The sequence below is a fragment of the Bradyrhizobium liaoningense genome (assembly GCF_018130955.1).
GTDB classification, from domain to species: domain Bacteria; phylum Pseudomonadota; class Alphaproteobacteria; order Rhizobiales; family Xanthobacteraceae; genus Bradyrhizobium; species Bradyrhizobium liaoningense_C.
In genome coordinates this window covers 40,752-64,840 of record NZ_JAFCJM010000040.1, presented here as the reverse complement: position 1 = coordinate 64,840, position 24,089 = coordinate 40,752, and the positions used below count along the sequence as shown (strand labels likewise).

General features: G+C 64.2%; 24 protein-coding genes and 1 tRNA gene. 12 read left to right on the top strand and 13 right to left on the bottom strand.

Going from position 1 to position 24,089, the window contains the following annotated elements; translation table 11 throughout:
• Positions 1-125 precede the first annotated feature (125 nt).
• The 3 genes from rpsA to aroA all read right to left on the bottom strand — a co-directional run bounded on the left by rpsA (position 126) and on the right by aroA (position 4,075).
• Positions 126-1,835: a 30S ribosomal protein S1 gene (gene rpsA / locus JQ632_RS27165; RefSeq protein ID WP_212405707.1), complete on the bottom strand. Its 1,710-nt coding sequence runs from the start codon at positions 1,833-1,835 to the stop codon at positions 126-128.
• Positions 1,836-2,102: 267 nt separating this feature from the next.
• Positions 2,103-2,741: a (d)CMP kinase gene (gene cmk, locus JQ632_RS27160; protein ID WP_212405706.1), complete on the bottom strand. Its 639-nt coding sequence runs from the start codon at positions 2,739-2,741 to the stop codon at positions 2,103-2,105.
• Positions 2,738-4,075: a 3-phosphoshikimate 1-carboxyvinyltransferase gene (aroA, locus tag JQ632_RS27155; RefSeq protein ID WP_212405705.1), complete on the bottom strand. Its 1,338-nt coding sequence runs from the start codon at positions 4,073-4,075 to the stop codon at positions 2,738-2,740. The genes cmk and aroA overlap by 4 nt, the downstream gene beginning before the upstream one ends.
• Before the next feature lie 188 nt (positions 4,076-4,263).
• Here aroA and JQ632_RS27150 point away from each other — a divergent pair, with 188 nt between their 5' ends.
• From JQ632_RS27150 to JQ632_RS27140, 3 genes are all read left to right on the top strand, one after another.
• Entirely contained in the window at positions 4,264-4,671 is a 408-nt protein-coding gene (locus JQ632_RS27150) for a TIGR02300 family protein (protein WP_212405704.1), read from the top strand.
• Between the two features lie 100 nt (positions 4,672-4,771).
• Positions 4,772-4,847, top strand: a tRNA-Ala gene (locus JQ632_RS27145).
• 139 nt (positions 4,848-4,986) lie between these two features.
• The gene (locus JQ632_RS27140; protein WP_212405703.1) at positions 4,987-5,229 is read left to right on the top strand and encodes a GIY-YIG nuclease family protein; all 243 of its coding nucleotides are present in this window, start codon (positions 4,987-4,989) and stop codon (positions 5,227-5,229) included.
• 16 nt (positions 5,230-5,245) lie between these two features.
• On the opposite strand, the gene JQ632_RS27135 is transcribed toward JQ632_RS27140, so the two are convergent.
• Positions 5,246-5,707 carry a MarR family winged helix-turn-helix transcriptional regulator gene (locus JQ632_RS27135; protein WP_212405702.1) on the bottom strand — a complete coding sequence of 154 codons (462 nt, stop codon included), beginning with the start codon at positions 5,705-5,707 and terminating at the stop codon, positions 5,246-5,248.
• 149 nt (positions 5,708-5,856) lie between these two features.
• Between JQ632_RS27135 and JQ632_RS27130 the strand changes: the two genes are divergently transcribed.
• From JQ632_RS27130 to JQ632_RS27095, 8 genes are all read left to right on the top strand, one after another.
• A complete protein-coding gene (locus JQ632_RS27130) occupies positions 5,857-6,285 on the top strand; it encodes an organic hydroperoxide resistance protein (protein WP_212405701.1) in 429 nt (142 codons plus the stop codon).
• A 182-nt stretch (positions 6,286-6,467) separates the two neighbouring features.
• Complete coding sequence (locus JQ632_RS27125; protein WP_249152557.1) at positions 6,468-7,673, top strand: CaiB/BaiF CoA-transferase family protein; 1,206 nt, start codon at positions 6,468-6,470, stop codon at positions 7,671-7,673.
• A gap of 405 nt (positions 7,674-8,078) precedes the next feature.
• Positions 8,079-9,395 carry a sn-glycerol-3-phosphate ABC transporter substrate-binding protein UgpB gene (gene ugpB, locus JQ632_RS27120; protein WP_212405700.1) on the top strand — a complete coding sequence of 439 codons (1,317 nt, stop codon included), beginning with the start codon at positions 8,079-8,081 and terminating at the stop codon, positions 9,393-9,395.
• Between the two features lie 64 nt (positions 9,396-9,459).
• On the top strand, positions 9,460-10,341 hold the full coding sequence (gene ugpA / locus JQ632_RS27115) for a sn-glycerol-3-phosphate ABC transporter permease UgpA (protein ID WP_212405699.1): 882 nt from the start codon (positions 9,460-9,462) through the stop codon (positions 10,339-10,341).
• A complete protein-coding gene (gene ugpE / locus JQ632_RS27110; RefSeq protein ID WP_212405698.1) occupies positions 10,341-11,189 on the top strand; it encodes a sn-glycerol-3-phosphate ABC transporter permease UgpE in 849 nt (282 codons plus the stop codon). Before ugpA ends, ugpE begins: the two co-directional genes overlap by 1 nt.
• A 6-nt stretch (positions 11,190-11,195) precedes the next feature.
• Positions 11,196-12,287, top strand: a complete 1,092-nt coding sequence (locus tag JQ632_RS27105) for a sn-glycerol-3-phosphate import ATP-binding protein UgpC (RefSeq protein WP_212405697.1) — start codon at positions 11,196-11,198, stop codon at positions 12,285-12,287.
• 284 nt (positions 12,288-12,571) lie between these two features.
• Complete coding sequence (locus JQ632_RS27100) at positions 12,572-12,997, top strand: Hsp20 family protein (RefSeq protein ID WP_212405696.1); 426 nt, start codon at positions 12,572-12,574, stop codon at positions 12,995-12,997.
• 51 nt (positions 12,998-13,048) lie between these two features.
• Entirely contained in the window at positions 13,049-13,321 is a 273-nt protein-coding gene (locus JQ632_RS27095) for a DUF1150 domain-containing protein (RefSeq protein WP_212405695.1), read from the top strand.
• 219 nt (positions 13,322-13,540) lie between these two features.
• On the opposite strand, the gene JQ632_RS27090 is transcribed toward JQ632_RS27095, so the two are convergent.
• From JQ632_RS27090 to JQ632_RS27080, 3 genes are read right to left on the bottom strand one after another with little or no spacing between them, the layout of a single operon-like run.
• Positions 13,541-15,079: a long-chain fatty acid--CoA ligase gene (locus JQ632_RS27090; RefSeq protein ID WP_212405694.1), complete on the bottom strand. Its 1,539-nt coding sequence runs from the start codon at positions 15,077-15,079 to the stop codon at positions 13,541-13,543.
• 58 nt (positions 15,080-15,137) lie between these two features.
• Positions 15,138-16,268, bottom strand: a complete 1,131-nt coding sequence (locus JQ632_RS27085) for a DUF5938 domain-containing protein (RefSeq protein ID WP_212405693.1) — start codon at positions 16,266-16,268, stop codon at positions 15,138-15,140.
• Positions 16,269-16,304: 36 nt separating this feature from the next.
• Entirely contained in the window at positions 16,305-17,108 is an 804-nt protein-coding gene (locus JQ632_RS27080; RefSeq protein WP_212405692.1) for an SDR family NAD(P)-dependent oxidoreductase, read from the bottom strand.
• Positions 17,109-17,387: 279 nt separating this feature from the next.
• Between JQ632_RS27080 and JQ632_RS27075 the strand changes: the two genes are divergently transcribed.
• Entirely contained in the window at positions 17,388-18,026 is a 639-nt protein-coding gene (locus tag JQ632_RS27075; protein WP_212405691.1) for a TetR/AcrR family transcriptional regulator, read from the top strand.
• A gap of 261 nt (positions 18,027-18,287) precedes the next feature.
• Here the strand turns inward: JQ632_RS27075 and ptsN are convergent, their stop codons facing one another.
• The 6 genes from ptsN to lptC form a co-directional block, all read right to left on the bottom strand.
• Positions 18,288-18,749: a PTS IIA-like nitrogen regulatory protein PtsN gene (gene ptsN, locus JQ632_RS27070; RefSeq protein ID WP_212405690.1), complete on the bottom strand. Its 462-nt coding sequence runs from the start codon at positions 18,747-18,749 to the stop codon at positions 18,288-18,290.
• A gap of 254 nt (positions 18,750-19,003) precedes the next feature.
• Complete coding sequence (gene hpf, locus JQ632_RS27065; RefSeq protein WP_212405689.1) at positions 19,004-19,597, bottom strand: ribosome hibernation-promoting factor, HPF/YfiA family; 594 nt, start codon at positions 19,595-19,597, stop codon at positions 19,004-19,006.
• Positions 19,598-19,669: 72 nt separating this feature from the next.
• Positions 19,670-21,292 carry an RNA polymerase factor sigma-54 gene (gene rpoN, locus JQ632_RS27060; RefSeq protein WP_212405688.1) on the bottom strand — a complete coding sequence of 541 codons (1,623 nt, stop codon included), beginning with the start codon at positions 21,290-21,292 and terminating at the stop codon, positions 19,670-19,672.
• Positions 21,293-21,383: 91 nt separating this feature from the next.
• Positions 21,384-22,376 carry an LPS export ABC transporter ATP-binding protein gene (lptB, locus tag JQ632_RS27055; RefSeq protein WP_212405687.1) on the bottom strand — a complete coding sequence of 331 codons (993 nt, stop codon included), beginning with the start codon at positions 22,374-22,376 and terminating at the stop codon, positions 21,384-21,386.
• 223 nt (positions 22,377-22,599) lie between these two features.
• Positions 22,600-23,295 carry an LptA/OstA family protein gene (locus tag JQ632_RS27050; protein ID WP_249152556.1) on the bottom strand — a complete coding sequence of 232 codons (696 nt, stop codon included), beginning with the start codon at positions 23,293-23,295 and terminating at the stop codon, positions 22,600-22,602.
• A 5-nt stretch (positions 23,296-23,300) separates the two neighbouring features.
• On the bottom strand, positions 23,301-24,029 hold the full coding sequence (gene lptC, locus JQ632_RS27045) for an LPS export ABC transporter periplasmic protein LptC (protein ID WP_212405685.1): 729 nt from the start codon (positions 24,027-24,029) through the stop codon (positions 23,301-23,303).
• Positions 24,030-24,089 lie beyond the last annotated feature (60 nt).

Below are 24,089 nucleotides of genomic sequence, written 5' to 3'. Positions count from 1 at the left end.
AGTCATCGACCGGACACCACTCCGGTCAAATCGCGCCAGTCATGGCGCTCCGCGCCATGCCTGGCGCACCACAAAAAGCCCCGGCTTTCGCCGGGGCTTCGATACTTGCAAAACGTACAGACGACTTACTTGTTCTCGCCGCGGTTCTTGAGCGCGGTGCCGAGGATGTCGCCGAGCGTCGCACCCGAATCGGACGAGCCGTACTGCGCGATGGCTTCCTTCTCTTCGGCGACTTCGAGCGCCTTGATCGACACCTGGACCTTGCGGGCCTTCTTGTCGAACTGGATCACGCGGGCATCGACCTTCTCGCCGACGGCGAAGCGTTCGGCGCGCTGGTCGTTGCGGTCACGCGCGAGCTCCGAGCGCTTGATGAAGGTGGTGAAGTCGGTACCGGCGATCTTCACCTCGATACCGCTCTCCTTCACTTCGAGCACTTCGCAGGTCACGACGGCGCCCTTCTTGACATCGCCCGGCTCGGCGAACGGGTCGCCTTCGAGCTGCTTGATGCCGAGCGAGATGCGCTCCTTCTCGACGTCCACATCGAGCACGACGGCCTTCACCATGTCGCCCTTCTTGTAGTTGTCGATCACCTGCTCGCCCGGAAGCTTCCAGTCGAGGTCGGAGAGGTGGACCATGCCGTCGACGTCGCCCTCGAGACCCAGGAACAGACCGAACTCGGTCTTGTTCTTGACCTCGCCCTCGACCACCGAACCGGTCGGATGCTTCTCGACGAAGACCTCCCAGGGATTGCGCATGGTCTGCTTGAGGCCGAGCGAGATGCGGCGCTTGACCGAATCGACTTCGAGCACCTGCACTTCGACTTCCTGCGAGGTCGAAACGATCTTGCCGGGGTGCATGTTCTTCTTGGTCCACGACATCTCGGAGACGTGGATCAGGCCTTCGATGCCCGGCTCGAGCTCGACGAACGCGCCGTAGTCGGTGATGTTGGTGACACGGCCGGTGAAGCGCGCACCCAGCGGGTACTTGGCTTCGATGCCCTGCCACGGATCGTCCAGGAGCTGCTTCATGCCCAGCGAGATGCGGTGCGTCTCGTGGTTGATCTTGATGATCTTGACCTTCACGGTCTGACCGATCGTCAGCACCTCGGTCGGGTGGTTGACGCGACGCCAGGCGATATCGGTGACGTGCAGCAGGCCGTCGATGCCGCCGAGATCAACGAACGCACCGTAATCGGTGATGTTCTTGACCACGCCGTCGATCACCTGACCCTCTTCGAGGTTCTGCACCAGCTCCTGGCGCTGCTCGGCGCGGGTCTCTTCCAGCACGGTGCGGCGCGACACCACGATGTTGCCGCGGCGGCGGTCCATCTTGAGGATCTGGAACGGCTGCGCGTTGTTCATCAGCGGAGCGACGTCGCGGATCGGACGGATGTCCACCTGCGAGCGCGGCAGGAAGGCCACGGCGCCGTCGAGGTCGACGGTGAAGCCGCCCTTGACCTGGTTGAAGATGACGCCCGTGACCTTTTCGTTGTTCTGGAACGCCTTCTCGAGCTTGCCCCAGCTCTCTTCGCGGCGCGCCTTGTCGCGCGACAGCACGGCTTCGCCGAGGGCGTTTTCGATGCGATCGAGGAACACTTCCACCTCGTCGCCGACCTTGAGGTCGCTCTCACGGCCGGGGCCGGAAAATTCGCGCAGCGCGACGCGGCCCTCGGTCTTCAGGCCGACGTCGATGACGGCCATGTCCTTTTCAATCGCAACAACCTTGCCCTTGACGACGGAGCTTTCCTGCAAATTGCCGCCGGCAAAGGACTCGTCGAGCATCGCGGCGAAATCGTCGCGCGAGGGGCTATAGGTATCAGCAGTCATCGAAGCCATTTGTTCTCCAGTTGCGGACGTCTTGCCGGCCGTTGGGTTTAAGGGCGTATCGTGCGCGCAGTGTCGGAAGGTCCGCAGAACCTTCGAGCGACCGCTCGTGTCCCGGGCTTGCGACCCGAAACAGCAACAGCGGGCCGGCGAGAGCCCGCGCGTTCGATACGTTGAAAATCGTGATCCGGAGCCTGGATGTCGCCGGCCCCGAGGAGGGGACCGAGTTATCGACCTTCAAGAGCGGGAGCGGGCGCTTCCTCCAATGACGGCTGCGGCTTAACCCCGCTGCCGGCCCGCTCGGACGGCCTCGATAATGTCGATGGCGGCCCGGACGCCGCCTTCTATATCCAGTTGAGAGTTATCAAGCAAGTGAGCATCCGGGGCCGGTTTTAGCGGCGCAACCGGCCGGTTCTGGTCGCGTTCGTCGCGCTGGAGGATGTCGGCCAGAATGGCGGCCTCGTCCGCAGCCTCGCCCCTCGATTTGGCCTCCAGCGTCCGGCGGCGGGCGCGGACCTTGGGGTCGGCGACGACGAAGATCTTCACGTCGGCGTGCGGGCAGATCACGGTTCCAATGTCGCGGCCGTCGAGCACGGCGCCGGGCGGATCGGCGGCGAATTGCCGCTGGAAGTTCAGGAGGACCTCGCGAACCCTCGGGATTGCGGAAACCACGGATGCGGCATCGCCGACCTGCTGCGATTTCAGCGCCGGATTGCCGAACTTTTCCGGATCGAGCTCCAGCGCCACGGCCACGGCCGCCGCCTCATCCCGCAGGTCCTGGCCGGCCTGCATCAGGCCATAGGCCACGGCGCGATAGATCACGCCGGTATCGAGATGACGATAGCCATAGTGTTGCGCGAGCCGCTTGCCGAGCGTCCCCTTGCCGGAGGCTGCGGGTCCGTCGATGGCGATGATCATGAAAACTCCGCCCCGAGCGAACGCATCATCGGAATGAAGTCCGGGAAGCTGGTGGCGATGAAGGCGGTGTCGTCGACCTTCACCGGCTGGTCCGACGCGCAGCCCATCACCAGCGCCGACATTGCGATGCGGTGGTCCATATGGGTTGCGACGAGGCCGCCGCCGGGCACGTGCCCACGCCCCTCGACGATGAGATCGTCGCCCGAGATTTCGACCTTCACGCCGTTGACGCGCAGCATGTCGGCGGTCGCGGCCAACCGATCGGATTCTTTCACGCGCAGCTCGTGCAGGCCGCGCATGATCGTGGTGCCTTCCGCGAACGACGCAGCCACCGCAAGCACCAGGTATTCGTCGATCATCGACGGCGCGCGCTCCGGCGGTACTTCGACGCCGCGCAGTTTTGACGCCCGCACGCGCAACTTCGCCATCGGCTCACCGGCGTCGCCGCGAATCTCGCTCTCCTCGATGAAGCCGCCCATCTCGCGCAGTGTGGTGAACAAGCCGGTGCGCAGCGGATTGGTCATGACGTCAGAGAGCACGAGATCGGAGCCTCCGACGATCAGCGCCGCCACGATCGGAAACGCCGCCGAAGACGGATCGGCGGGCACCACGACGTTGGCGCCATGAAGCTCGCCCTGCCCTGTCAGCGTGATGCGGCGGCCGTGCTGGCCTTCCACGGTGGAGGTGATGTCGGCGCCAAAATGCTTGAGCATCAGCTCGGTGTGGTCGCGGCTGGCCTCGGTCTCGATGACGGTGGTCGTGCCCGGCGCGGCTAGCCCCGCCAGCAGCACCGCCGACTTGATCTGGGCCGAGGCCACCGGGGTTCGGTAGGTGATCGGTAGCGGATCGCGCGCGCCCTGGAGCGTCAGCGGCAGCCGGCCGCCCTCGCCGCCGGCCGTGACCTTGGCGCCCATCTTTTCGAGCGGGTCGAGGATCCTGCGCATGGGACGGCTGCGCAAGGAGGCGTCGCCGTCGAAAACCGCCGCAATCGGGCAGCCCGCGACCGCCCCCATCACCAGCCGGCAGCCGGTCCCCGAGTTCCCAAAATCGAGGGGGACTTTGGGCTGCGCAAAACCGCCGACGCCGACGCCCCGCACCGACCAGGCGAAATCGCCGATCCGCTCCACCTGAGCCCCCAGGGCCCGCATGGATTTGGCGGTGTTGAGGACGTCTTCGCCCTCCAAAAGGCCGGAAATCCGGGTTTCGCCGACCGAAAGCGCCCCGAGGATGAGCGCGCGGTGGGAGATCGACTTGTCCCCGGGCACCCGCACGGACCCGGTCAGGGGGCCGCTGGCGCGCGACTGGAGGGGCGTCCGCTGGTCGGAATGGCTCACGATTCAAGTCCCTGGATCAGGCGCCCCCGGATATCCCCAGCGGCGCGTGGCGCAGGTACCACAGGGACCCCGTGCCGTCACGAGCAAGTCTTTACGGGCATGTCTTTCTCCCGAAATGCGCTATTGACAGCGGGCCGCCAACTAGCCAAGTGAAGCACCGCTTTTCAGACATTCCCAGGATTCCTGCCGTGGCCAAGTCCGAACTCGGAACCAAACGCATTTGCCCGACCACGGGCAAGAAGTTCTATGACCTCAACAAGAATCCGGTGATCTCGCCCTATACTGGCGAGGTGGTGCCGATCGCGCCTGTGGCGCCGGTCCGCGCGACCCGCGGCGAGGCCGCGCGCAGCATGGCCCAGGACACCACGCCGGAACCGGCGGAAGCCGAAGAGTTGGTGTCGCTCGAGGAGGCCGATGCCGAGGAGAATACCGGCAAGGTCAAGGCGGTCGTGCCGGAATCCGAGGACGACATCGAGGTCGACGAGACCCTCGAGGACGATGATGACGATGATTCGACCTTCATCGCCGACGACGAAGAGGGCGATGAGGACGTGACCGACATCATTGGTGATGTCGGCGGTGATGAAGAGACTTGAGATCAGCCCTGATCTGTGAAAAAGGGTGCAGCCGCGCGAGTCACTTCGTGCTCGCCGGCCGGGAGTGATCCCCCAGGATCATCCCAACTGGAAGACTTAAGGGGCCATAGCTCAGCTGGGAGAGCGCTTGCATGGCATGCAAGAGGTCGGCGGTTCGATCCCGCCTGGCTCCACCACGCTTCGCCCTTCGGGCTACGCGTTGCGCAGCCGCGCAGAGCCCGAAGGGCGAGGCGTGGTGTCCGGCGTAGCCCGAAGGGCGAAGACGGACGGGTACCGCTCCCTTCCTTCGAACGACTACCCCGGCGAAAGCCATCAATGTGGTACGTCTACATCCTCCGCAGCGTCGAATTTCCCGAGCAGGAGTACATCGGGGCAACGGAGGACCTGAAGCGGCGGGTTCCGGAACACAATGCCGGCAAGTCTACGCACACCGCCAAGTTTAGACCGTGGGAGCTGATCTGGTACTGCGCCTTCCCCGACAAACACCAAGCACTGGCGTTTGAAAAATACCTCAAATCGCACTCTGGCCGCGCCTTCTCGAAGAAGCGCCTGACCTAAGCGGGCGTAATCATCCCTACTCCCCAATCACCGCATTCAGCCGATCGCGTAGCGCCACGATCTCGTTCTTCATCGCCACGAGCTCCGAGACCGAGCAGTCCGACGCCGCGAGGATCGACTGCGGCACGGCGCGGGCCTTCTCCTTCAGGGCGTGGCCCTGCGGGGTCAGTGAAATCAGCACCTGGCGCTCGTCTTCGGTCGAGCGGGTGCGCTTGACCAGTTGCGCGGCCTCCAGGCGCTTGAGCAGCGGTGTCAGCGTGCCGGAGTCCAGGAACAGCTTCTCGCCAATATCCTTCAGCGGTACGTCGTCGCGCTCCCACAGCACCAGCATCACCAGATATTGCGGATAGGTCAGGCCGAGCCGGTCCAGCAGCGGCTTGTAGACTCGGTTGAAGGCGTGCGCGGCTGAATAGACCGCAAAGCAGATCTGGTTGTCGAGCCGGAGCGGCTGATCGCCGGTGAGTTGTTTTCGAACCATTTTGACCCCTTCGGACTTTAGCATTCTGGCCCCGGGCGGCCGCGTGTTCAATTGCGAACAATTAAGTGTGAGACCCGGCAATTTCAATTGCACGCAATCTAATTGTGTGCGATATAGCTTTCGCCCAACCAAACCACAGGGAGATGACCATGTCCGTGAAAGTCCTCTACAAGACCACCGCAACAGCCACCGGCGGCCGCGACGGCACCGCCTCGACTGCCGACGGCGCCTTCAGCGTCAAGCTCGCGACCCCGAAGGAGCTCGGCGGTGGCGGCGGCGCCGGCAACAACCCCGAGCAGCTGTTTGCCGCCGGCTATGCTGCCTGCTTCATCGGCGCGATGAAGGCGGTTGCCGCGCAGGGCGGCGGCGTGAAGGTGCCTGCGGACGCCTCCGTGACCTCCACGGTCGGCATCGGCCCGCGCTCGGAAGGCGGCTTTGGCCTCGACATCGATCTCGCCGTCTCGCTGCCCGGCCTTGCCAAGGCCGACGCCGAAGCGCTGGTCGCGAAGGCTCACCAGGTGTGCCCCTATTCCAACGCCACCCGCGGCAATGTCGACGTCCGCCTGACGGTCGTCTGACCCCTGGGCAGACTGGCTGGCCCGGGATCCCCCTCGGGCCAGCTCCCTTGCGTAAGATTTACCGCGCGACGGCATGATCGGCAGCGCATGCAGCCCCACGCGGCAGGCCATTGCTGGCGTGAGCGAACCTCGCTAGGCCTGTGCTCGGATATCGACTTGAGCTTGAGCCGAGGGTTGCCGCCATGAGTTCTGAAGCCGCTATGGGTGCGATGAGCGGACTGCGCGTCATCGATCTCACGCGTGTGCTCGGCGGCCCCTATTGCACGCAGATCCTCGCCGACCACGGCGCCGATGTGATCAAGGTCGAGCCGCCCGCAGGCGACGAGGTGCGCGACTGGGGCCCTCCCTTCCACGACGAGGACGCGGCCTATTTCGTCGGCATCAACCGCAACAAGCGCTCGATCGGGCTTGACCTCGCCTCCGAAGGCGGCCGCGTCGTGCTGCTCAAGATGCTGGAGACGGCCGACGTCCTGATCGAGAATTTCAAGCCGGGCACGCTGGAAAAATGGGGCATCGGCAGCGACGTGCTGCGGCAAAAGTTTCCCCGCCTCGTGCATTGCCGGATCTGCGGCTTTGGTGCCGACGGGCCCCGCGGCGGCAATCCCGGTTACGATGCGATCATCCAGGCGATGACCGGCATGATCGCGGCGACCGGATCGCCCGAGAGCGGCCCGATGCGCATCGGCGTGCCGCTGGTCGACATCACCACCGGGCTCTATGCGGCGATCGGCATCCTGATGGCGCTGTCGGAACGGCAGCGTTCGGGCCAGGGCCAGTTCCTCGAGACGACGCTGTACGAGACCGGTCTCGCGATCATGCATCCGCACACCGCGAACTATTTCATGCACGGCAAGCCGCCGGGCCTGACCGGCAACGAGCATCCCAATCTCGTGCCCTACGCGATCTTCCCGACCAAGACCGACAACATCTTCATCGGCGTCGGCAATGACGGCACCTTCCGCAAGCTCGCCAGGGAGATCGGCAAGCCCGAGCTCGGCACCGATCCGCGCTTTGCCCGCAACAAGGACCGCATCGCCAACCGCGAGGCGCTGCGTGCGGAACTCGCGGCCGTGTTCAGCCAGCACGAGGCCGAACCGCTCTGCAATCGCCTGCTCGCCGCCGGCCTGCCAGCCGGACCCGTGCAGAAGATCGATCAGGCGTTGACGAACCCGCACACCATCCACCGCGGCGACGTCATCGAGAAGGATTGGTACAAGGGCGTGGCCTCGCCGATCCGGCTCGAACGCTCAAAGCCGAGTCTGCGCCGAGTACCGCCAAAGTTCAGCCAGCACTCCGCCGAGGTGCTCGGCGAGTTCGGCTACGCCAAGGCCGAGATCGACGCATTGGTGGCCAAGGGCGTGGTCTGCGGTCCCGACCGCAAGCGCTGAGGCCAAGAAGTATCAAGTAAAGGGCGATCACGCGCCGTAACGGCAGTGCGCTCCCTCTCCCGCTTGCGGGAGAGGGCTGGGGAGAGGGTGTCTCCGCAGTGAGACTCCCCAAGAGGATAGAGCCCTCACCCGGCGCGGCGCGCCGACCTCTCCCGCAGGCGGGAGAGGTTTTCGAAGCCGCGGCCTTATCGTTACCCCTTCTGTCAATCGATGCCGCACTGCGGCGCGGGCGCGCATGTGCACCGCGAACGACGCGCCGTGTCCTGCGGCGTCTTCGCCTATTTTCCGGCTTCCCTTTCCCAGCGCTTGCCGCTTTCGTTTCGGCCGCTTACACAGTCATGTGAACGTCATATGGCGCTGCTAGCGCAAGCGCACATTTTTGACGGCCCAAGGGAGGTTTTCTTGATGGCTCTTCGACATATTGGTGCGGCTGCCGCTCTCGCAGTCTCGATCGGTTTTGGCGCCTCGCCGGCGCTGGCCGTGACCGAGATTCAGTGGTGGCACGCGATGACCGGCGCGAACAACGACGTGATCGTCAAGCTCGCCAGCGATTTCAACGCCGCGCAGACCGACTTCAAGGTCGTTCCCACCTACAAGGGCAATTACGCCGACACGATGAATGCCGGCATCGCCGCGTTCCGTGCCGGCAACGCGCCGCACATCATGCAGGTGTTCGAAGTCGGCACCGCGACCATGATGGCCGCGACCGGCGCCGTTAAGCCCGTCTACAAGCTGATGGCAGAGACCGGCGAAAAGTTCGATCCAAAAGCCTACCTGCCCGCGATCACCGGCTACTATTCGACGACGAAGGGCGAGATGCTCTCCTTCCCCTTCAACTCGTCCTCCACGGTGATGTGGATCAATCTCGACGAGCTGAAGAAGGCGAACGTCGAGATTCCGAAGACCTGGCCGGAAGTATTCGACGCGGCCAAGAAGCTGAAGGCTGCCGGCCACGCCACCTGCGGCTTCTCCAACTCCTGGGTCACCTGGGTCAATCTCGAGCAGCTCTCCGCCTGGCACAACGTGCCGCTGTCGTCCAAGGCCAATGGCCTCGACGGCTTTGACACCGTGCTCGAGTTCAACAGCCCGCTTCAGGTCAAGCATCTCGAAAACCTGGTCGAGCTGCAGAAGGACAAGACCTACGATTATGCCGGCCGCACCAACACCGGCGAGGGCCGCTTCACCTCGGGTGAATGCCCGATCTACCTGACGTCGTCGGCGTTCTTCGGCAACGTCAAGGCGCAGGCCAAGTTCAACTTCACCGCCGTGCCGATGCCCTATTATCCTGACGTCAAGGGCGCACCGCAGAACTCGATCATCGGCGGCGCTTCGCTCTGGGTCATGGGCGGCAAATCGGCCGACGAATACAAGGGCGTCGCGAAATTCCTGACCTTCCTCTCTGACACCGACCGTCAGGTCTATATCCACAAGGCCTCGGGCTACCTGCCGATCACCAAGGCGGCCTACGAGAAGGCCAAGGCCGAGGGCTTCTACAAAGACCAGCCCTATCTCGAAACGCCGCTGCTCGAGCTCACCAACAAGGAGCCGACCGCGAATTCGCGCGGTCTCCGGCTCGGCAACATGGTCCAGCTCCGCGACGTCTGGGCGGAAGAGATCGAGCAGGCGCTCGCCGGCAAGAAGACCGCCAAGCAGGCGATCGATGCCGCCGTCGAGCGCGGCAACACCATGCTGCGGCAGTTTGAAAAAACCGCCGTCCGCTGACATGATGGCTTGAGGCAACGAATTGGCAGGCCGCATGCTGCGGCCTGCCGCTTGACCGGGCATCATGCAAAAGCAATCCATTTTCCAATCAAAACTGTTGCCCTACGCGCTGGTTGCACCGCAACTCGCGATCGTCCTGATTTTCTTCTACTGGCCAGCCCTGCAAGCGGTCATCCAATCGTTCCTGCTGCAGGACGCCTTCGGTCTCTCGACCAGCTTCGTCTGGTTCGAGAACTATGTGGAGCTGTTCAAGGAGCCCGCCTATTTCGAGGCGATCGTCCGGACCTTTGCCTTCTCGTTCGCGATCGCCTTGTCGTCGCTGTCGCTGGCGCTGCTGCTCGCTGTGATGGCGGACAAGCCGCTGCGCGGCGGCACGGTCTATCGCACGCTGCTGATCTGGCCCTATGCGGTCGCCCCGCCGGTGGTCGGCGTGCTCTGGATCTTCATGCTGCATCCCTCGCTCGGCGTGCTCTCGCGCTATCTGCGCGGCATGGGCATCGACTGGAATCCGCTGCTCGACGGTAACCAGGCGGCGCTCCTGATCATCCTCTCCGCGGCCTGGAAGCAGATCTCCTACAACTTCCTGTTCTTCCTCGCGGGTCTCCAGAGCATCCCCAAGAGCGTGCTCGAGGCTGCCGCGATCGACGGCGCCCGCCCGATGCGCCGCTTCTGGACCGTGACCTTCCCGCTGCTGTCGCCGACGATCTTCTTCCTGCTGGTCGTCAACATCGTCTACGCCTTCTTCGACACCTTCGGCATCATCGACACGATGACCCGCGGCGGTCCGGGCAAGTCGACGGAAACGCTGGTCTACAAGGTCTATACCGACGGCCTGCTCGGCGGAAATCTCGGCAGCTCCGCGGCGCAATCGGTGATCCTGATGATCATGGTCATCGTGCTGACCGGAATCCAGTTCCGCTTCGTCGAACGCAAGGTGACCTACTGATGGTCGAGCAAGAGGGCATCCGGCGTTACGTCGCCCACGTCATCCTGTGGATCGGAATCGCGATCGTCGCCTTCCCGGTCTATCTCGCGATCGTCGCTTCCACCCAGGACAACGCCGTCATCGCCAACGGGCAGATGTCGCTGTTGCCGGGCGGCGAATTCCTCAAGACCTACTACCAGACCATCTTCGTCGGCACGAGCGGCACGACCCGCGAGCCGGTCGGCAACATGATGCTCAATTCGCTGATCATGGCGCTGATGATCGCGCTCGGCAAAATCGCGATCTCGATCATCTCGGCCTATGCGATCGTGTATTTTCGCTTTCCGTTCCGAATGCCAATCTTCTGGATCATCTTCATCACGCTGATGCTGCCGGTCGAGGTGCGCATCTATCCGACCTACAAGATCGTCGCAGACCTGCACATGCTCGACAGCTATGCGGGCCTGTCGCTGCCGCTGATCGCGTCGGCCACCGCGACGCTTTTGTTCCGGCAGTTCTTCATGACCGTGCCGGACGAACTGCTGGAAGCCTCGCGCATCGACGGCGCGGGCCCGTTCCGCTTCTTCTGGGATACGCTCTTGCCGCTGTCGCGCACCAACATGGCCGCGCTGTTCGTGATCCTCTTCATCCTCGGCTGGAATCAGTATCTCTGGCCGCTGCTGATCACCACCCGCGATGACATGCAGACCATCCAGATCGGCATCCGCAAGATGATCACCACCACCGACGCGTTGACGGAATGGCCCGTCGTGATGGCGACCGCCGTGCTCGCGATGCTGCCGCCGGTGTTCGTCGTCATCGCGATGCAGAAATTGTTCGTGCGCGGCCTGGTCGAGACGGAGAAGTAGAGAGTTATGGCCAACGTCACCCTGCGCAACGTCCGAAAAACCTATCCCGGCGGCTTCGAGGCCATCAAGGGCGTCAACGTCGATGTCGGCGACGGCCAGTTTTGCGTGCTGGTCGGCCCTTCCGGCTGCGGCAAGTCCACGCTGCTGCGGATGGTGGCGGGGCTCGAAACCGTCACCGGCGGCGACATCGATATCGGCGGCCGCGTCGTCAACCAGATCGAGCCCGCCGATCGCGACATCGCGATGGTGTTCCAGAATTACGCGCTCTATCCGCATATGAGCGTCTACAACAACATGGCCTACGGCCTGCGCAACCGCGGCATGCCGGAAGCCGAGATCAAGACCCGGGTCGAGGAAGCCGCGCGCATCCTCGAGCTTGCGCCGATGCTGGAGCGCAAGCCGCGCCAGCTCTCCGGCGGCCAGCGCCAGCGCGTCGCGATGGGCCGCGCCATCGTGCGCCAGCCAAAAGTGTTTCTGTTCGACGAGCCGCTGTCCAACCTCGATGCAAAACTGCGCATCGCGATGCGGGTCGAGATCCGCAAATTGCAGCGCCGCCTCAACACGACGTCGATCTACGTCACCCACGACCAGCTCGAGGCGATGACGCTCGCCGACATTCTTGTCGTGATGAATGGCGGCCAGGTCGAGCAGGTCGGCAATCCCCTCGACATCTACGAGAAGCCGGCCACCACCTTCGTCGCCTCCTTCATCGGCGCGCCGCCGATGAATCTGATGTCGACGCGTCCCGACGAGATCAAGGCGCAGCTCGGCGCCAATGGCAGCGGCGCCTCGGCCGGCATCCTCGGCATCCGTCCCGAAGATTTCGTCATCACCGACCAGACGCCTTCAGGCGGCGTCGCGCTGCCGCTCACCGTGGAGGCGATCGAGCGCGTCGGCGCCGAAACCTTCGTCTATGGCGCTCGGGGGCATGACGAGGAGCGCATCGCCGCCACGCCCGGCGAGCTGCCGCCCGGTGAGATCATCGTCCGCATCCCCGGCGCCGAGGCGCCCCCGATCGGCCAGAAGATCCGCGTCGCCGCCATCCGCCAGAAGCTGCACCTGTTCAGCGCCGACGGCAGGACCCGAATCGAGGCCTGAGGCGGGCTTTTGGGCCGGCCGGCCAAAACATCGAAAACAACCCCATGCAAAGTAGCCGGCGCGGGCCTCGGCAGTCATTCCGGAGCGTCCGAAGGACGAACCCGCAATCCAGAGGTTGTTGCGCGAGATTCCGGGTTCGCGCTGGCGCGAGCCCCGGAATGACGGTGTGCATGGGTCCCCGCTAGGTGCTTGAACCTGCACGGGGATATGCCCATATTACTGACCAAGGGGCGCCAATCCGGGCCCTGAAACGTCAAAGTCGCTTCGAGAGGACTTTGTAAACTATGTCTCGTGTTCCCACGTTATCCAGTCCGTTCCTTCTGGGCTTCGACGAGATTGAGCGCGTGCTCGATCGCGTCGTCAAAGGCGCCGACGGTTACCCTCCCTACAATATCGAGAGGTGTAGCGGATCGGACGGTGCGCCCGAACGGTTGCGCATCACGCTGGCGGTCGCCGGCTTCACCCGCGACCAACTCGATGTAACCATTGAGGAAAACCAGCTCGTGATCCGCGGGCGTCAGCAGGACGACAAGTCCCGGCAATACATCCATCGCGGCATTGCCGCGCGCCACTTCCAGCGCACCTTCGTGCTGGCTGAGGGGATGCTGGTGCTGGGTGCGGATCTGAAGAACGGGTTGTTGTCGGTCGATCTGGCCCGGCCGGAGCCGGAGCGGATCGTTAAGACAATCGCTATCAATGAGCACGAATAATAGGAACGAGTAGCGGACTCGACCGCTTAGTCTCCTGAAGGAGTCGAGACCATGAGTGACGGTATTGTTGCGTTCGATTACGAAGCCAAGAACCTGTCAGCGGAGACGCTGGCGACCCTCGGCGAAGGTCATATCGCCTATGTGAAGCAGATCCGCTCCGAAGACGTGCCGGACCTGTTTCCGCAAGCGCCCAAGATTGCGCCGGGCCTCAAACTCTTCGCGCTCCACGCCGCCGACGGCACGCCGATCATGCTGACCGACAGCCGCGAAGCCGCGATCGCGAATGCCTGGAGCAACGAGCTGCAGGCGGTGAGCGTGCACTGACGCGCGACGCGCGCTTCGCGCGCGACCGACAGAATTTTAGCGGGCATGCCTTCGCACGAAGGCGTGCCCGTTTTCATTTTCTTGGCTCCCGTCAAGCGACGAGCCCCCTCACGGTGAGGGCGTTTGGCCGAATCGGTTGCCGCGGGCTCGGTTCACCTCTCCCCAGCGGGGAGAGGTGAATTCCCGATGCCGCACCAGTTCCACCTCTCTCATCCCGCTCTAGTTGCCCGAACGATCCGCCAGCCGCGCGCGGATGTCCGGCTTCAGCACCTTGCCGACCTTGGAGCGCGGCAGGTCGTCCCAGACTTCGATCTGCTTCGGTGTCTTGACGCTGCCGATTCGCGCTTTGACGAAGGCCGCCAGCGCTGTCGCATCGACGCTCTGGCCGGCGCGGGGCTGTACCACGGCGACGATCCGCTCGCCCCATTTCTCGTCCGCCAGCCCGATCACCGCGCAATCCTGCACCGCCTCATGAGCCCGCAGCGCGTTCTCGACCTCGATCGAGTAGACGTTGAAGCCGCCGGTGATGATCATGTCCTTGGCGCGATCGACGATATAGAGGTAGCCGTCTTCGTCGATGTAGCCGATGTCGCCGGTGTGGTGCCAGCCATGCACCGAGGCTTCCGCCGTAGCCTCGGGATTTTTGTAGTAGCCCTGCATCACCAGCGAGCCGCGCACGACGATCTCGCCGCGCGCACCTAGCGGCAGCAGATTGCCATCGTCTTCCATGATGCCGGCCTGCACCAGCGGGCTGATCCGCCCGGCCGAAGATAGGCGCTGCGTCGCGATGGTGCCGTCGGCATTGTAATGCTCGTCGGGCGCCATCATCGAGATCATCATCGGCGCTTCGGTCTGGCCGAACAACTGCGCCATCGGCCCGATCCGCTGCAGCGCCTCCGCAAGCCGCGCGGCCGAGATCGGCGCCGCGCCGTACCAGAAGCATTGCAACGACCCGAGCTTCGCGGAATCGAGTCGGGGATGATCGAGCAGCATGTAGATCACGGTCGGCGGCAGGAAGGTGTGCGTGACGCCAAAACGCTCGATCAGATCGAGGAATTCACCGATGTCGGGGTGATGCATGATCACGATGCGGCCGCCGAGCGTCATGATCGGGAAACACAGCACGCCGGCGGCGTGCGTCAGGGGCGCCAGTGCGAGGTAGACCGGGCGGCCCTTGAACGGGTACCCCATGAGCGTCAGTGCCGTCATGGCCTCGATGTTGCGGCCCGACAACATGACGCCCTTGGGCTTGCCGGTGGTCCCGCCGGTGCCCGGGATCATCGCGAGGTCGTCGACCGTCGCGCGCTGGTAGGGATCGTTGGCGAGGCCGGCGAGCCAACTGTCGAACGATAGCGCGAAGGGCAGCTCGGCATCGAGGCAGACCAGCGCGCGCAGCTTCGGCAGATCCTGCCTCACCGCTTCGATCATCGGCGCAAAACTCGAATGAAACAGCAGCAGGCTGCAATCGAACTGATCGAGGATGAACTTGTTCTCCGTCGCCTCGTTGCGCGGATTGATCGGGCACCACACGGCAGCCGCGCGCGAGATGCCGAACACACAGGCGAAAGCGAGCGGATCGTTGCCGGACAGGATCGCGACCTTTTCGCCGGGTGCGATGCCCGATCGATCGAGCCCGCGCGCGATGCGATAGCTAAGCCGCTGCACCTCGCCATAGCTGAGGTCGCGTCCATCCATGGTGAGGCACGGCGCGTCGGGGCCGAGCGAGGCACCTTTGTCGAGGTAATCGATGAAGCGCATGATCAATCCCTCAAAGCAGCTGGCGGGTGGCGCGCGACCGCGCCACCCGCGATTTTCGTCAGTCGTGTACGGTGAGGATCGGCTTGCTGACCAGCCCAAAACTGCGCAATTGCCCGAGCAGCTCGTGATGGCCGAATGCCTGGCAGCCGGAGGCGAAGCCCACGCGCTTTGGCGGCTGCTGCAGCAGGTGCGCAGCGGCATAGGCCTGCAACATGCCGGTCTGCTTGTAGTTGCTGTTGCCGTTGATGACGCAGTGCGCGCGCCCCAGCGGGCCGGAGGCATGCACCGAATCCATCGACTTGTTGACGCGCGGGCTCTCGCGCGGTGGCATGGTGTTCATCACGCCGGCAGCGGTCTGCGCCAACGCGGCGTAGCGGTCGTCAGGCTTCATGTCCTTGGTCGCCTCCAGCGCGGCGGCGACGATCTGCGGCACGCCCAGCATCAGCGCGCGGTTGAACACGCCGCCCAGCACCTTCACGTTGGCCACGCGCGGATCGCGCTTGAACCACACCGGGTGCGAGGTGCCGCCCCAGGGCAGCGCCAGCGCCAGTTCGTGCTGGCCGGGAATGGCGAGGTTGTAGAGGCCGGCATCGGGCTGATGCTCGACATACTTGTTCTGCTCCAGATAGTAGGCCTTCGCCATCGCGGCGTTGACCAGGATGGTCTGCGTCGAGGCGATGGTCGGGCTGCCGCCCCAGAACACGGCGATATCAAGCGTGTCGAGGCCGGGCGTCTCCAGGCACAGCTGCGCGGCGATCTCGCCGGTGGTGTACATCTGCGCGATGCCCGGCGCCAGCAGCAGGCCGGCATTGGCGAACTTCGCGCCCCACTCCTGCTCGAGCGTGATCAGCCAGTCCTGCTCGCCTGTCGTGTCGGTGTAGTGGCACTTGGCAGCCAGGCAGGCCCGCACCACCTCGCCGCCGAATTTTGCGAAGGGGCCTACCGTGTTGAGTACCACCGAGGCGCCGTTGAACAACTCCGTCAAGGCGCTCACGGTGTGCGGCACTTCCACCACCTCGTAGTCGGCGGTCTCGATGCCGGCGACGTTCGCCTTCATCGCGGCGTTGAGCTTCTCAGCGCTGCGGCCGGCGGCGATGAAGGGGATGTTGTACTCGCGCAAGTATTCGCAGACCAGCCGGCCGGTGTAGCCGGAGGCGCCATAGACGATGACGGGCTTCTTCTCGCTCATTGCGATCCTCCAAAATGTTTGTTGTCGGCCCCGTTGCTACATACCCATGCCGCCATCGACCGGCAGTCCGATGCCGGTGATGAAGCGCGCCTCGTTCGAGCAGAGGAACACCGCGGCATCGCCGATGTCGGTGACCTCGGCGAGACGGCCGAGCGGGGTTTGCTCGACCACCGAGCCGACCGCGGCATTGACGTCGGGCGCGAGCCCGACCTTGACGATGTCATTGGCGAGCTGCATGCCCATGTCGGTCGGTATCAGGCCCGGATAGATGCAGTTGACGCGCACGCCGAAGCCGAGCTTGCCGGCTTCCATCGCCCCGACCCGCGTCATGCGGTCGACCGCGGATTTCGTGCCCGAATAGACCGCGATGCTCGGGAAGGCGATCGTCGCCGCGACGGAAGCGATGTTGACGACGGCGCCGCCCTTGCCCGCCGGCCCACCCGGGCGCATGGCACGGAAGGCGTGCTTCATGCCGAGCACCGTGCCGACGATGTTGACGTCGCACATCCGCCGCGCGTCCTCGGCCTTGACCTCTGATATCAGCGACGTGATCTCGATGCCGGCATTGTTGATCAGGATGTCGTAGCCGCCGAGGGTTTCGACCGTCGCAGCAACCGCCCGCTCCCATTGGTCGTCATTGGTGACGTCGAGCTGGACGAAGCCGGTCGCGACACCTTCCTTCGCGATGGCGGCTGCGCTGGCGCGGCCGGTGTCCTCCAGGATGTCGGCGATCATGATCGAGGCGCCGGCCCGCGCCAGCGCCTGCGCGATGGCCGCGCCGATCCCGCGGGCACCGCCGGTGACCAGGGCTTTCCTGCCTGCAAGGCTCTTCCCACTCATGACGCACTCCTCCGTTGCTGGTGATTGGTTCGTGCCGCGCCGATCGGCGCGCGCCAGATCGATGGGCGCAGGCCTTTCAGCCGCACCCAGCGAAGCGTTCCTCCATAGTCGGACGTCTTGACGACTGTCCAAATTCTTGGTGCGAACCTCCGCCAGAATCTTGACACTTGTCAAGAACGAATTTGACAGTTGTCAAAGGAAGTGGTTGTGAGGGGTGGAGCTATTCCGCTGATGACGCGGTATAAGTCATTGAAAGAACGGGACTGAGGAAGGAACGACATGGCGCGGCAGGTGACGGGGGCGGCCCGGCGTGTGGCAGACGCGGCCGAGGCGCTGCGCGACGAGAAGTTCAACGCGCGACGCATCGAGCTTGCCGAGGCCGCGCTCGAGACGCTCGGCGAGCTCGGCTTCGCACGCACCAGCCTGCGCGAGATCGCGCAGAACTCGGCGTTCACGCACGGCGTGTTCCATTACTATTTCAGCGACAAGCTCGACCTGATCTGCTGCTGCGTCCGCCACTACAAGGCGAAGTGCGTGACGCGATATGACGAAGTCGTCGCGACCGCAAAGAACCGCGACGAATTGACGGAGGGTTTCCTCGGCAAGCTTGCGGCAACGCTGCGGAACGAAGCCCGCATGCACCGGCTTTGGTACGATTTGCGCTCGCAGGCGATGTTCGAGGCGGCATTTCGCAAGGACGTGCTCGAGATTGACAAGAGCCTGGAGGCGATGATCTGGCGCATCGCCTCCCGCTATGCCGAACTCGGCGGCAAGCGGCCGGCGTCGTCTTCAGCCGCGCTCTATGCGCTGTTCGACGGCCTGTTCCAGAGCGCGCTGCTCAGGCACCTCGCGGGTGACAAGACGGCGATCCCCGATCTGCTCGACGAAGTCCGGCGCCTGCTGCCGACGGTGTGCTGAAGCGCACGAGCGGCAGAATTTTGCGGACGTGCCTCGCGTAAGGGCATGCCAGTTTTCGTTTTGAGTATCCACAAACTCGCGGTCATGCCCGGGCATAGCCGTCCGAAGGACGGCGTCGCTTCCGCTCGCCTATGTCCCGGGCATCCACGTTCTTCGCGCACGCGATGTAAGGCGTGGATGGCCGGGTCAAGCCCGGCCATGACGACGCGGAAACTTCAGCGTCTCAAAGGCACGAACTTCGCAATATGTGGGACTGTAACTTTACGCCGCAGTCGCCGGCGGCAGCGCCAGCACGGAGTAGATCGCCTGTGCATCGCGCGAGGCGCGCAGCTTCTTGGCGATGTCCTGGTCGCGGAGCAGGCGGGCGATGCGCGCCAGGGCCTTGAGGTGATCGGCGCCCGCGCCTTCCGGCGCCAGCAGCAGGAAGACGAGATCGACCGGCTGGCCGTCCATCGACTCGAAATCGATCGGACGATCGAGCCGCGCGAACAGGCCAAAGATCTTCTCTAGCTTGGGCAGCTTGCCGTGCGGGATGGCGACGCCGTAGCCGACCGCGGTGGTGCCGAGCTTCTCACGCTGCAGCAGCACTTCGAAAACCGCGCGCTCGTTCTGTCCTGAGAGCTCGGCGGCCTTCGCAGCGAGTTCCTGCAAAGCCTGCTTCTTGCTGTTGACTTTCAATGCCGGGAGAATCGCCTCGGGTGCGACCAGATCGGTAATCGGCATGGGGCTTTCCGAGGTGAATTAAACCGTCAGGTTCCGAATTGGCCAATCTGGCGGACCAAATTGGGCCGGCGTCAATAAGGTGAAGCAGGAGGCGGACTTAGCCCCGGTCCTGATGTGGGGCGCTTCTACTCCAACGCAATCCCGGTGCCAACTCCCGCAAGCGTCTTTTACCGCGCTCATCCTTAAAGACAGGGGTCTTACGGGATAGCTCCGGCACTCCCTGGGAGCCGGCCGCCGGCCCAGGGAACTACGACCTACCCCCCGGACTTGGCCCCCGGCGGATCGACCCAGCCGACATTGCCGTCCGCCCGGCGATAGATGATGTTCACCCGGCCGCTCGAGCCGTGCTGAAACACCAGGCACGGGGCGCCGCTGAGATCGAGTTCCATGACGGCTTCGCTGACCGAGAGCCGCCTCAGCGAGGTGGTCGCCTCTGCGATGATGACGGGGCTGTAGCCGGTGACTTCGTCCTCGCCCTCGCTTGGGGCCTCCAGCACGTAGCTCGTCGCATCCATCGCAGCGAGCGCCTCGGACGCGGCGTGGGCCTTGCGGGCGGAGCGATCCTTGAGCCGGCTCTTGTAGCGGCGCAGGCGCTTCTCGATCATCAGCAGGGCCTGGTCGGCGCTGGCATAAGCGTCCTGGGCGATCGAATCGGCTTCCAGCGTGATCCCCGAATCCAGATGCAGCGCACAATCGGTACGAAAGCCGACGCCGTCCTTGCTCAGGGTGATGTGACCGGAATAGTTGCCGTCGAAATATTTGCGCAGCACTTCTTCGGTGCGGTCATTGACGCGCCCGCGCAGGGCGTCGCCGACACTGATGCTTTTGCCCGAGATACGGAGAGTCATTTGGTACCTCGCCTGGTGGGTGGGTCGAACTGACAGCGAGATCGAGAGTAGCGCGATTTAAGGCCGGCGCAATCAGGCCGGCTCGGGGTTGCGGGAGCGATCCGACATTGCGGTGGAGAGGACGTTACCAAGAGCGCTCTGCTTGTCGCGGCGGCGTTGCACCGAGGATGGGATACGCATGGCTTCGCGGTACTTCGCAACCGTGCGGCGGGCGATATCAATGCCCGAGGCGCGCAACCGTTCCACGATCGTGTCGTCCGACAGGATCGCCGTCGGCTCCTCCGAATCGATCAACTGCTTGATGTGGTGACGGACCGCTTCCGCGGAATGGGCTTCGCCGCCGTCGGCCGATGCGATCGACGCGGTGAAGAAATATTTCAATTCAAAGGTGCCGCGATTCGTCGCCATATATTTATTGGCGGTGACGCGCGACACCGTCGATTCGTGCATCTGGATGGCGTCGGCCACGGCCTTCAGATTGAGCGGACGCAGATGCGCGACGCCGTGCGTGAAGAAGCCGTCCTGCTGGCGCACGATCTCGGTTGCGACCTTGAGGATGGTGCGGGCGCGCTGGTCGAGCGCGCGCACCAGCCACGTGGCGTTCTGCAGCGCGTCGGTGAAGTACGACTTGTCGCCGTCCTTGCCGATCTTCTTCGACAGTTCGGAATAATAGGTCTGGTTGACCAGCACGCGCGGCAAGGTGTCGCTGTTGAGCTCGACATGCCAGCCGCCGTCCGGACCGGGACGAACGTAGACGTCGGGCACCATGGTCTGCAGGCGCGCCGAGCCGAACTTCATGCCGGGTTTGGGATTGAGGCGGCGGATCTCGCCGATCATGTCGGCGATGTCCTCGTCGTCGACGCCGCAGAGCTTGCGCAGGCTCGCGATGTCGCGCTTGGCCAGGAGATCGAGATGCTCGACGAGCGCCTGCATCGCGGGATCGTAGCGGTCGAGCTCGCGAAGCTGGATCGCCAGGCATTCGCTCAAATTGCGCGCGCAGACGCCGGGCGGATCGAATTTCTGCAGCACCGCGAGAACGTCCTCGACCTCCGCTTGCGACGCGCCCAGCCGCTCGGCGGCCTGACCGAGATCCGGCGGCAGATAGCCGGCTTCGTCGACGAGGTCGATCAGGTACTGACCGATCATGCGCTGGGCGGGGCCCGTGAAGGCCACCGAAAGCTGCTCGGCAAGGTGGTCGGCCAGCGTTGTCTCGGCCGCGACAAAAGCTTCCAGATTGTAGTCTTCCTCACCGGAGGCGCCGCCGCCCCACTCGGTATAGGTGGTCGGCGCCGCGTCCTGCGCGTTGCGGGCGGCCGCCTCGGCCGGCTCCTCTGAGAAGACGTTGTCCAGGCCCGTGTCCAGGGTCTGCTCGATCTCGGCACGGGTGCCGAGGTCCTTGCTCATCCATTCTTCCTGGCCGGGCTCGAAAGCGTCGCCGGACCCGCCGGCCGCCTCGTCGCCATGACCGCCGCCGGCATCGTCGGAATCGCTGAACTGGGCTGTTTCGGCCGGGGCTTCGCCAGAGGGCGGCTCGTCGCTGGCCCGCTCCAGCAGGGGATTGCGCTCCAGCTCCTCCTCGACGAACGCCGAGAGGTCGAGATTGGACAATTGCAGCAGCTTGATCGCCTGCATCAGCTGCGGCGTCATGACCAGCGACTGCGATTGCCGGAACTCTAGTCTCTGCGTGAGAGCCATCGAAGCAAGAACCGTTCCCAAAAATTGGTCCGATTTTTGCTTATCCTAGTCCAAGCCCGATGTACACGTCTTGACGAACGCAAAAAACGGGCTAGAGGCGGAACTCCTCGCCAAGGTAAAGGCGGCGAACGTCCGGGTCGTTGACGATCTCATCCGGACTGCCCTCGGTCAAGATTTCCCCGGCATAGACGATATAGGCACGGTCGGTGAGGCCGAGCGTCTCGCGCACATTGTGGTCGGTGATGAGCACGCCGATGCCGCGATTGGTGAGGTGACGCACGAGGTCCTGAATGTCACCGACCGCGATCGGATCGATGCCGGCGAAGGGCTCGTCGAGCAGCATGTAGTTCGGACGCGTCGCGAGCGCGCGCGCGATTTCGACGCGGCGCCGCTCGCCGCCGGACAGCGCGATCGAGGGCGATTTTCTGAGGCGCGTGATGTTGAATTCGTCGAGCAGCGAGTCGAGCTGCTGCTCGCGCTTCTTGCGCGACGGCTCGACCACTTCGAGCACGGCGCGGATGTTCTGCTCCACGGTCAACCCGCGGAAGATCGAGGCTTCCTGCGGCAGATAGCCGATGCCGAGCCGCGCGCGCTGATACATCGGCAGTTTTGTGACGTCGTGGCCGTCGAGCTCGATCGCGCCGCGATCGGCCTTGATCAGCCCGGTGATCATGTAGAACACGGTGGTCTTGCCGGCGCCGTTCGGGCCCAGGAGGCCGACGGCCTCGCCACGGCGCACATAGATGCTGACGCCGCGCACCACCTGGCGGCTGCCAAAGCTCTTTTCCACGCTATGCACAGCCAGGAAGCCGGGCCGCCGCAGGAGCTGTGGCCCGCCTGACCCGTTGGTCTTTGCTGCCGTCAGGGCGCTGCCCCGAAGAGGATGAGGGTTTTGCGGTTGCGGCTCGTCCCGGAACTGATCGGGCGACTGGATCGGCTGCTCGCGCGCAACCGGCGGAGAATCCCGCAAGGGGCTGGTCAACAGGCTGCCAACGGTGTCGCCGAGCGCGGTGATGTCCTCGCGCAGGCGGCCAAATCCGCGTTTGGCGGGGCGCCGACGGAACATGCTGAGTAAATCGACCATCCCGCCTACTTTAGCCTTTTCACGCTGATCCCGCGTCACGGACGCCCGCAACCGGCCGCATCGACGTGATTCGACACAGCATGAGTGAAAGGATGTTTCCTGCCCAGAGAAACACCCTGATCTTAAGCGGCTGAATCCCGCTCCCAAGCCCGTCCGGGTAGATACAGTCTTGTCGGGCGCGCTTCAACCTCGCCCGCCCAACAAAGACATCAAGTGATTGAAATTACTTCTGTTTAGTTGGCCCAGAGCCCGGCAATGGAGGCCCGCCGCCCGGCTTGCCGGGGCCGCAATCGCCCTGCTGGATGAACAGGCCCTGCACCTTGCCGCTGTCGGATTCGACCCGGGACACGCCGGTCGTCATGTCGACCAGCAGCCGGTCGCCACGCAGCACGTTCTTGCACTGCGTCAGAACGACGCCGCCGACCATCGTGATCAGATTGGTCTTGGTGTCGAAGATCGCGGTCTCGCCGGTGACCACCTGGTCCTTCTGCGTGACCACGACATTGCCGCGCGCCTCCAGCCGCTTGATCGAGGAGCTGCCGCCCGGCCCCGGCGTCGCCGACTGCATTGCTCCGGCCTTGGCGCCCTTCGCGGGCTGGGGCGCCGGTGCCGCCTGGCCGCCACCGCCGCCCTCGTAGAACACGACGAGCGACTTCGACGTCATGGTGGTGTCGCCCTGCACGACCTTCACATTGCCGGCGAAGGTCGCCTCCTTCTTCTTGTCGCGCATCTCGAGCGAAGCGGCCTCGATCTGGATCGGCTGATCGCGGTTTTGCGAAAAGCCCTGCATCGCGTTGGGCACGCCCTGCATGGTGCTCTGCGCATGGGCCGCCGCGATCAGCGCGAGAACGGTCGTGAGCGCGCCGGCGCCGAGTGCAACGCTCCGCCTGGAGCCGTTGCGCAAAAAGTGCTTCGCCATAAGGGTCATCTTGAATTGGTCGACTTGTTTTGAATCGAGCGCGTCTTCGCGGGCGGTGCAGGCTCTGGGGCTGGCTGGGCAGCGGGAGGATCGCCCAGCTTGTCCAGATACATTACGACGTGGCCTTCGAACCGGATCACCTCGCCGCCGTCGGTGATGCGCAGCCGATCCGCGGTCAGCGTGCCGTTGGTCAATTTGACATCGACATGTTCATCAGAGGTCACCGTACCCTTGGCCATGTCGACAAAAGCCTGGCTCAGCCGCGCCTCATAGCCGGTCGAGGTGCGCAGGAAGATGTCCTTGCGCAGGTCGAGCTGCTGCTGCTTGTTGTCGAAGATTCCGGTGCGGGCATCGAGCAGCAGGGTCGATCCATCTTCCATCAACAGTTTTGACCGCAGCGCCGAGAGCTCGACATGATCGGGATCGGTGATGTCCTGCATCGCCGTCTTGGCCCAGAGCTCATAGGGCCGCTGGTCCGGCGTGTAACCGGACAGGTGCGGCGTTTCCATGGTGATCTTGGTGCCCGACACCACCAGGTTTCCGACATCACCGCCGGGCAGCTTGATGCTGAAGGGGTTGAGGAAGGTCGAAATGGCGACGATCGAGGCCATGGCGACAATCACCGTGACTGGTACCGCGATGCGCAGAATCCGCACCAGGCGGCTATGGCGCGCCGCGCTGGCGAAGCGTGCCGCGAGGGCCGCATCCATGGTGGGATTGTGAGCCGAGTTCACCGTCGCTCCGGGTCGCCGCAAGCCTTGTTACAAGCAAGCCTTTTCAAAACAGGACGCACG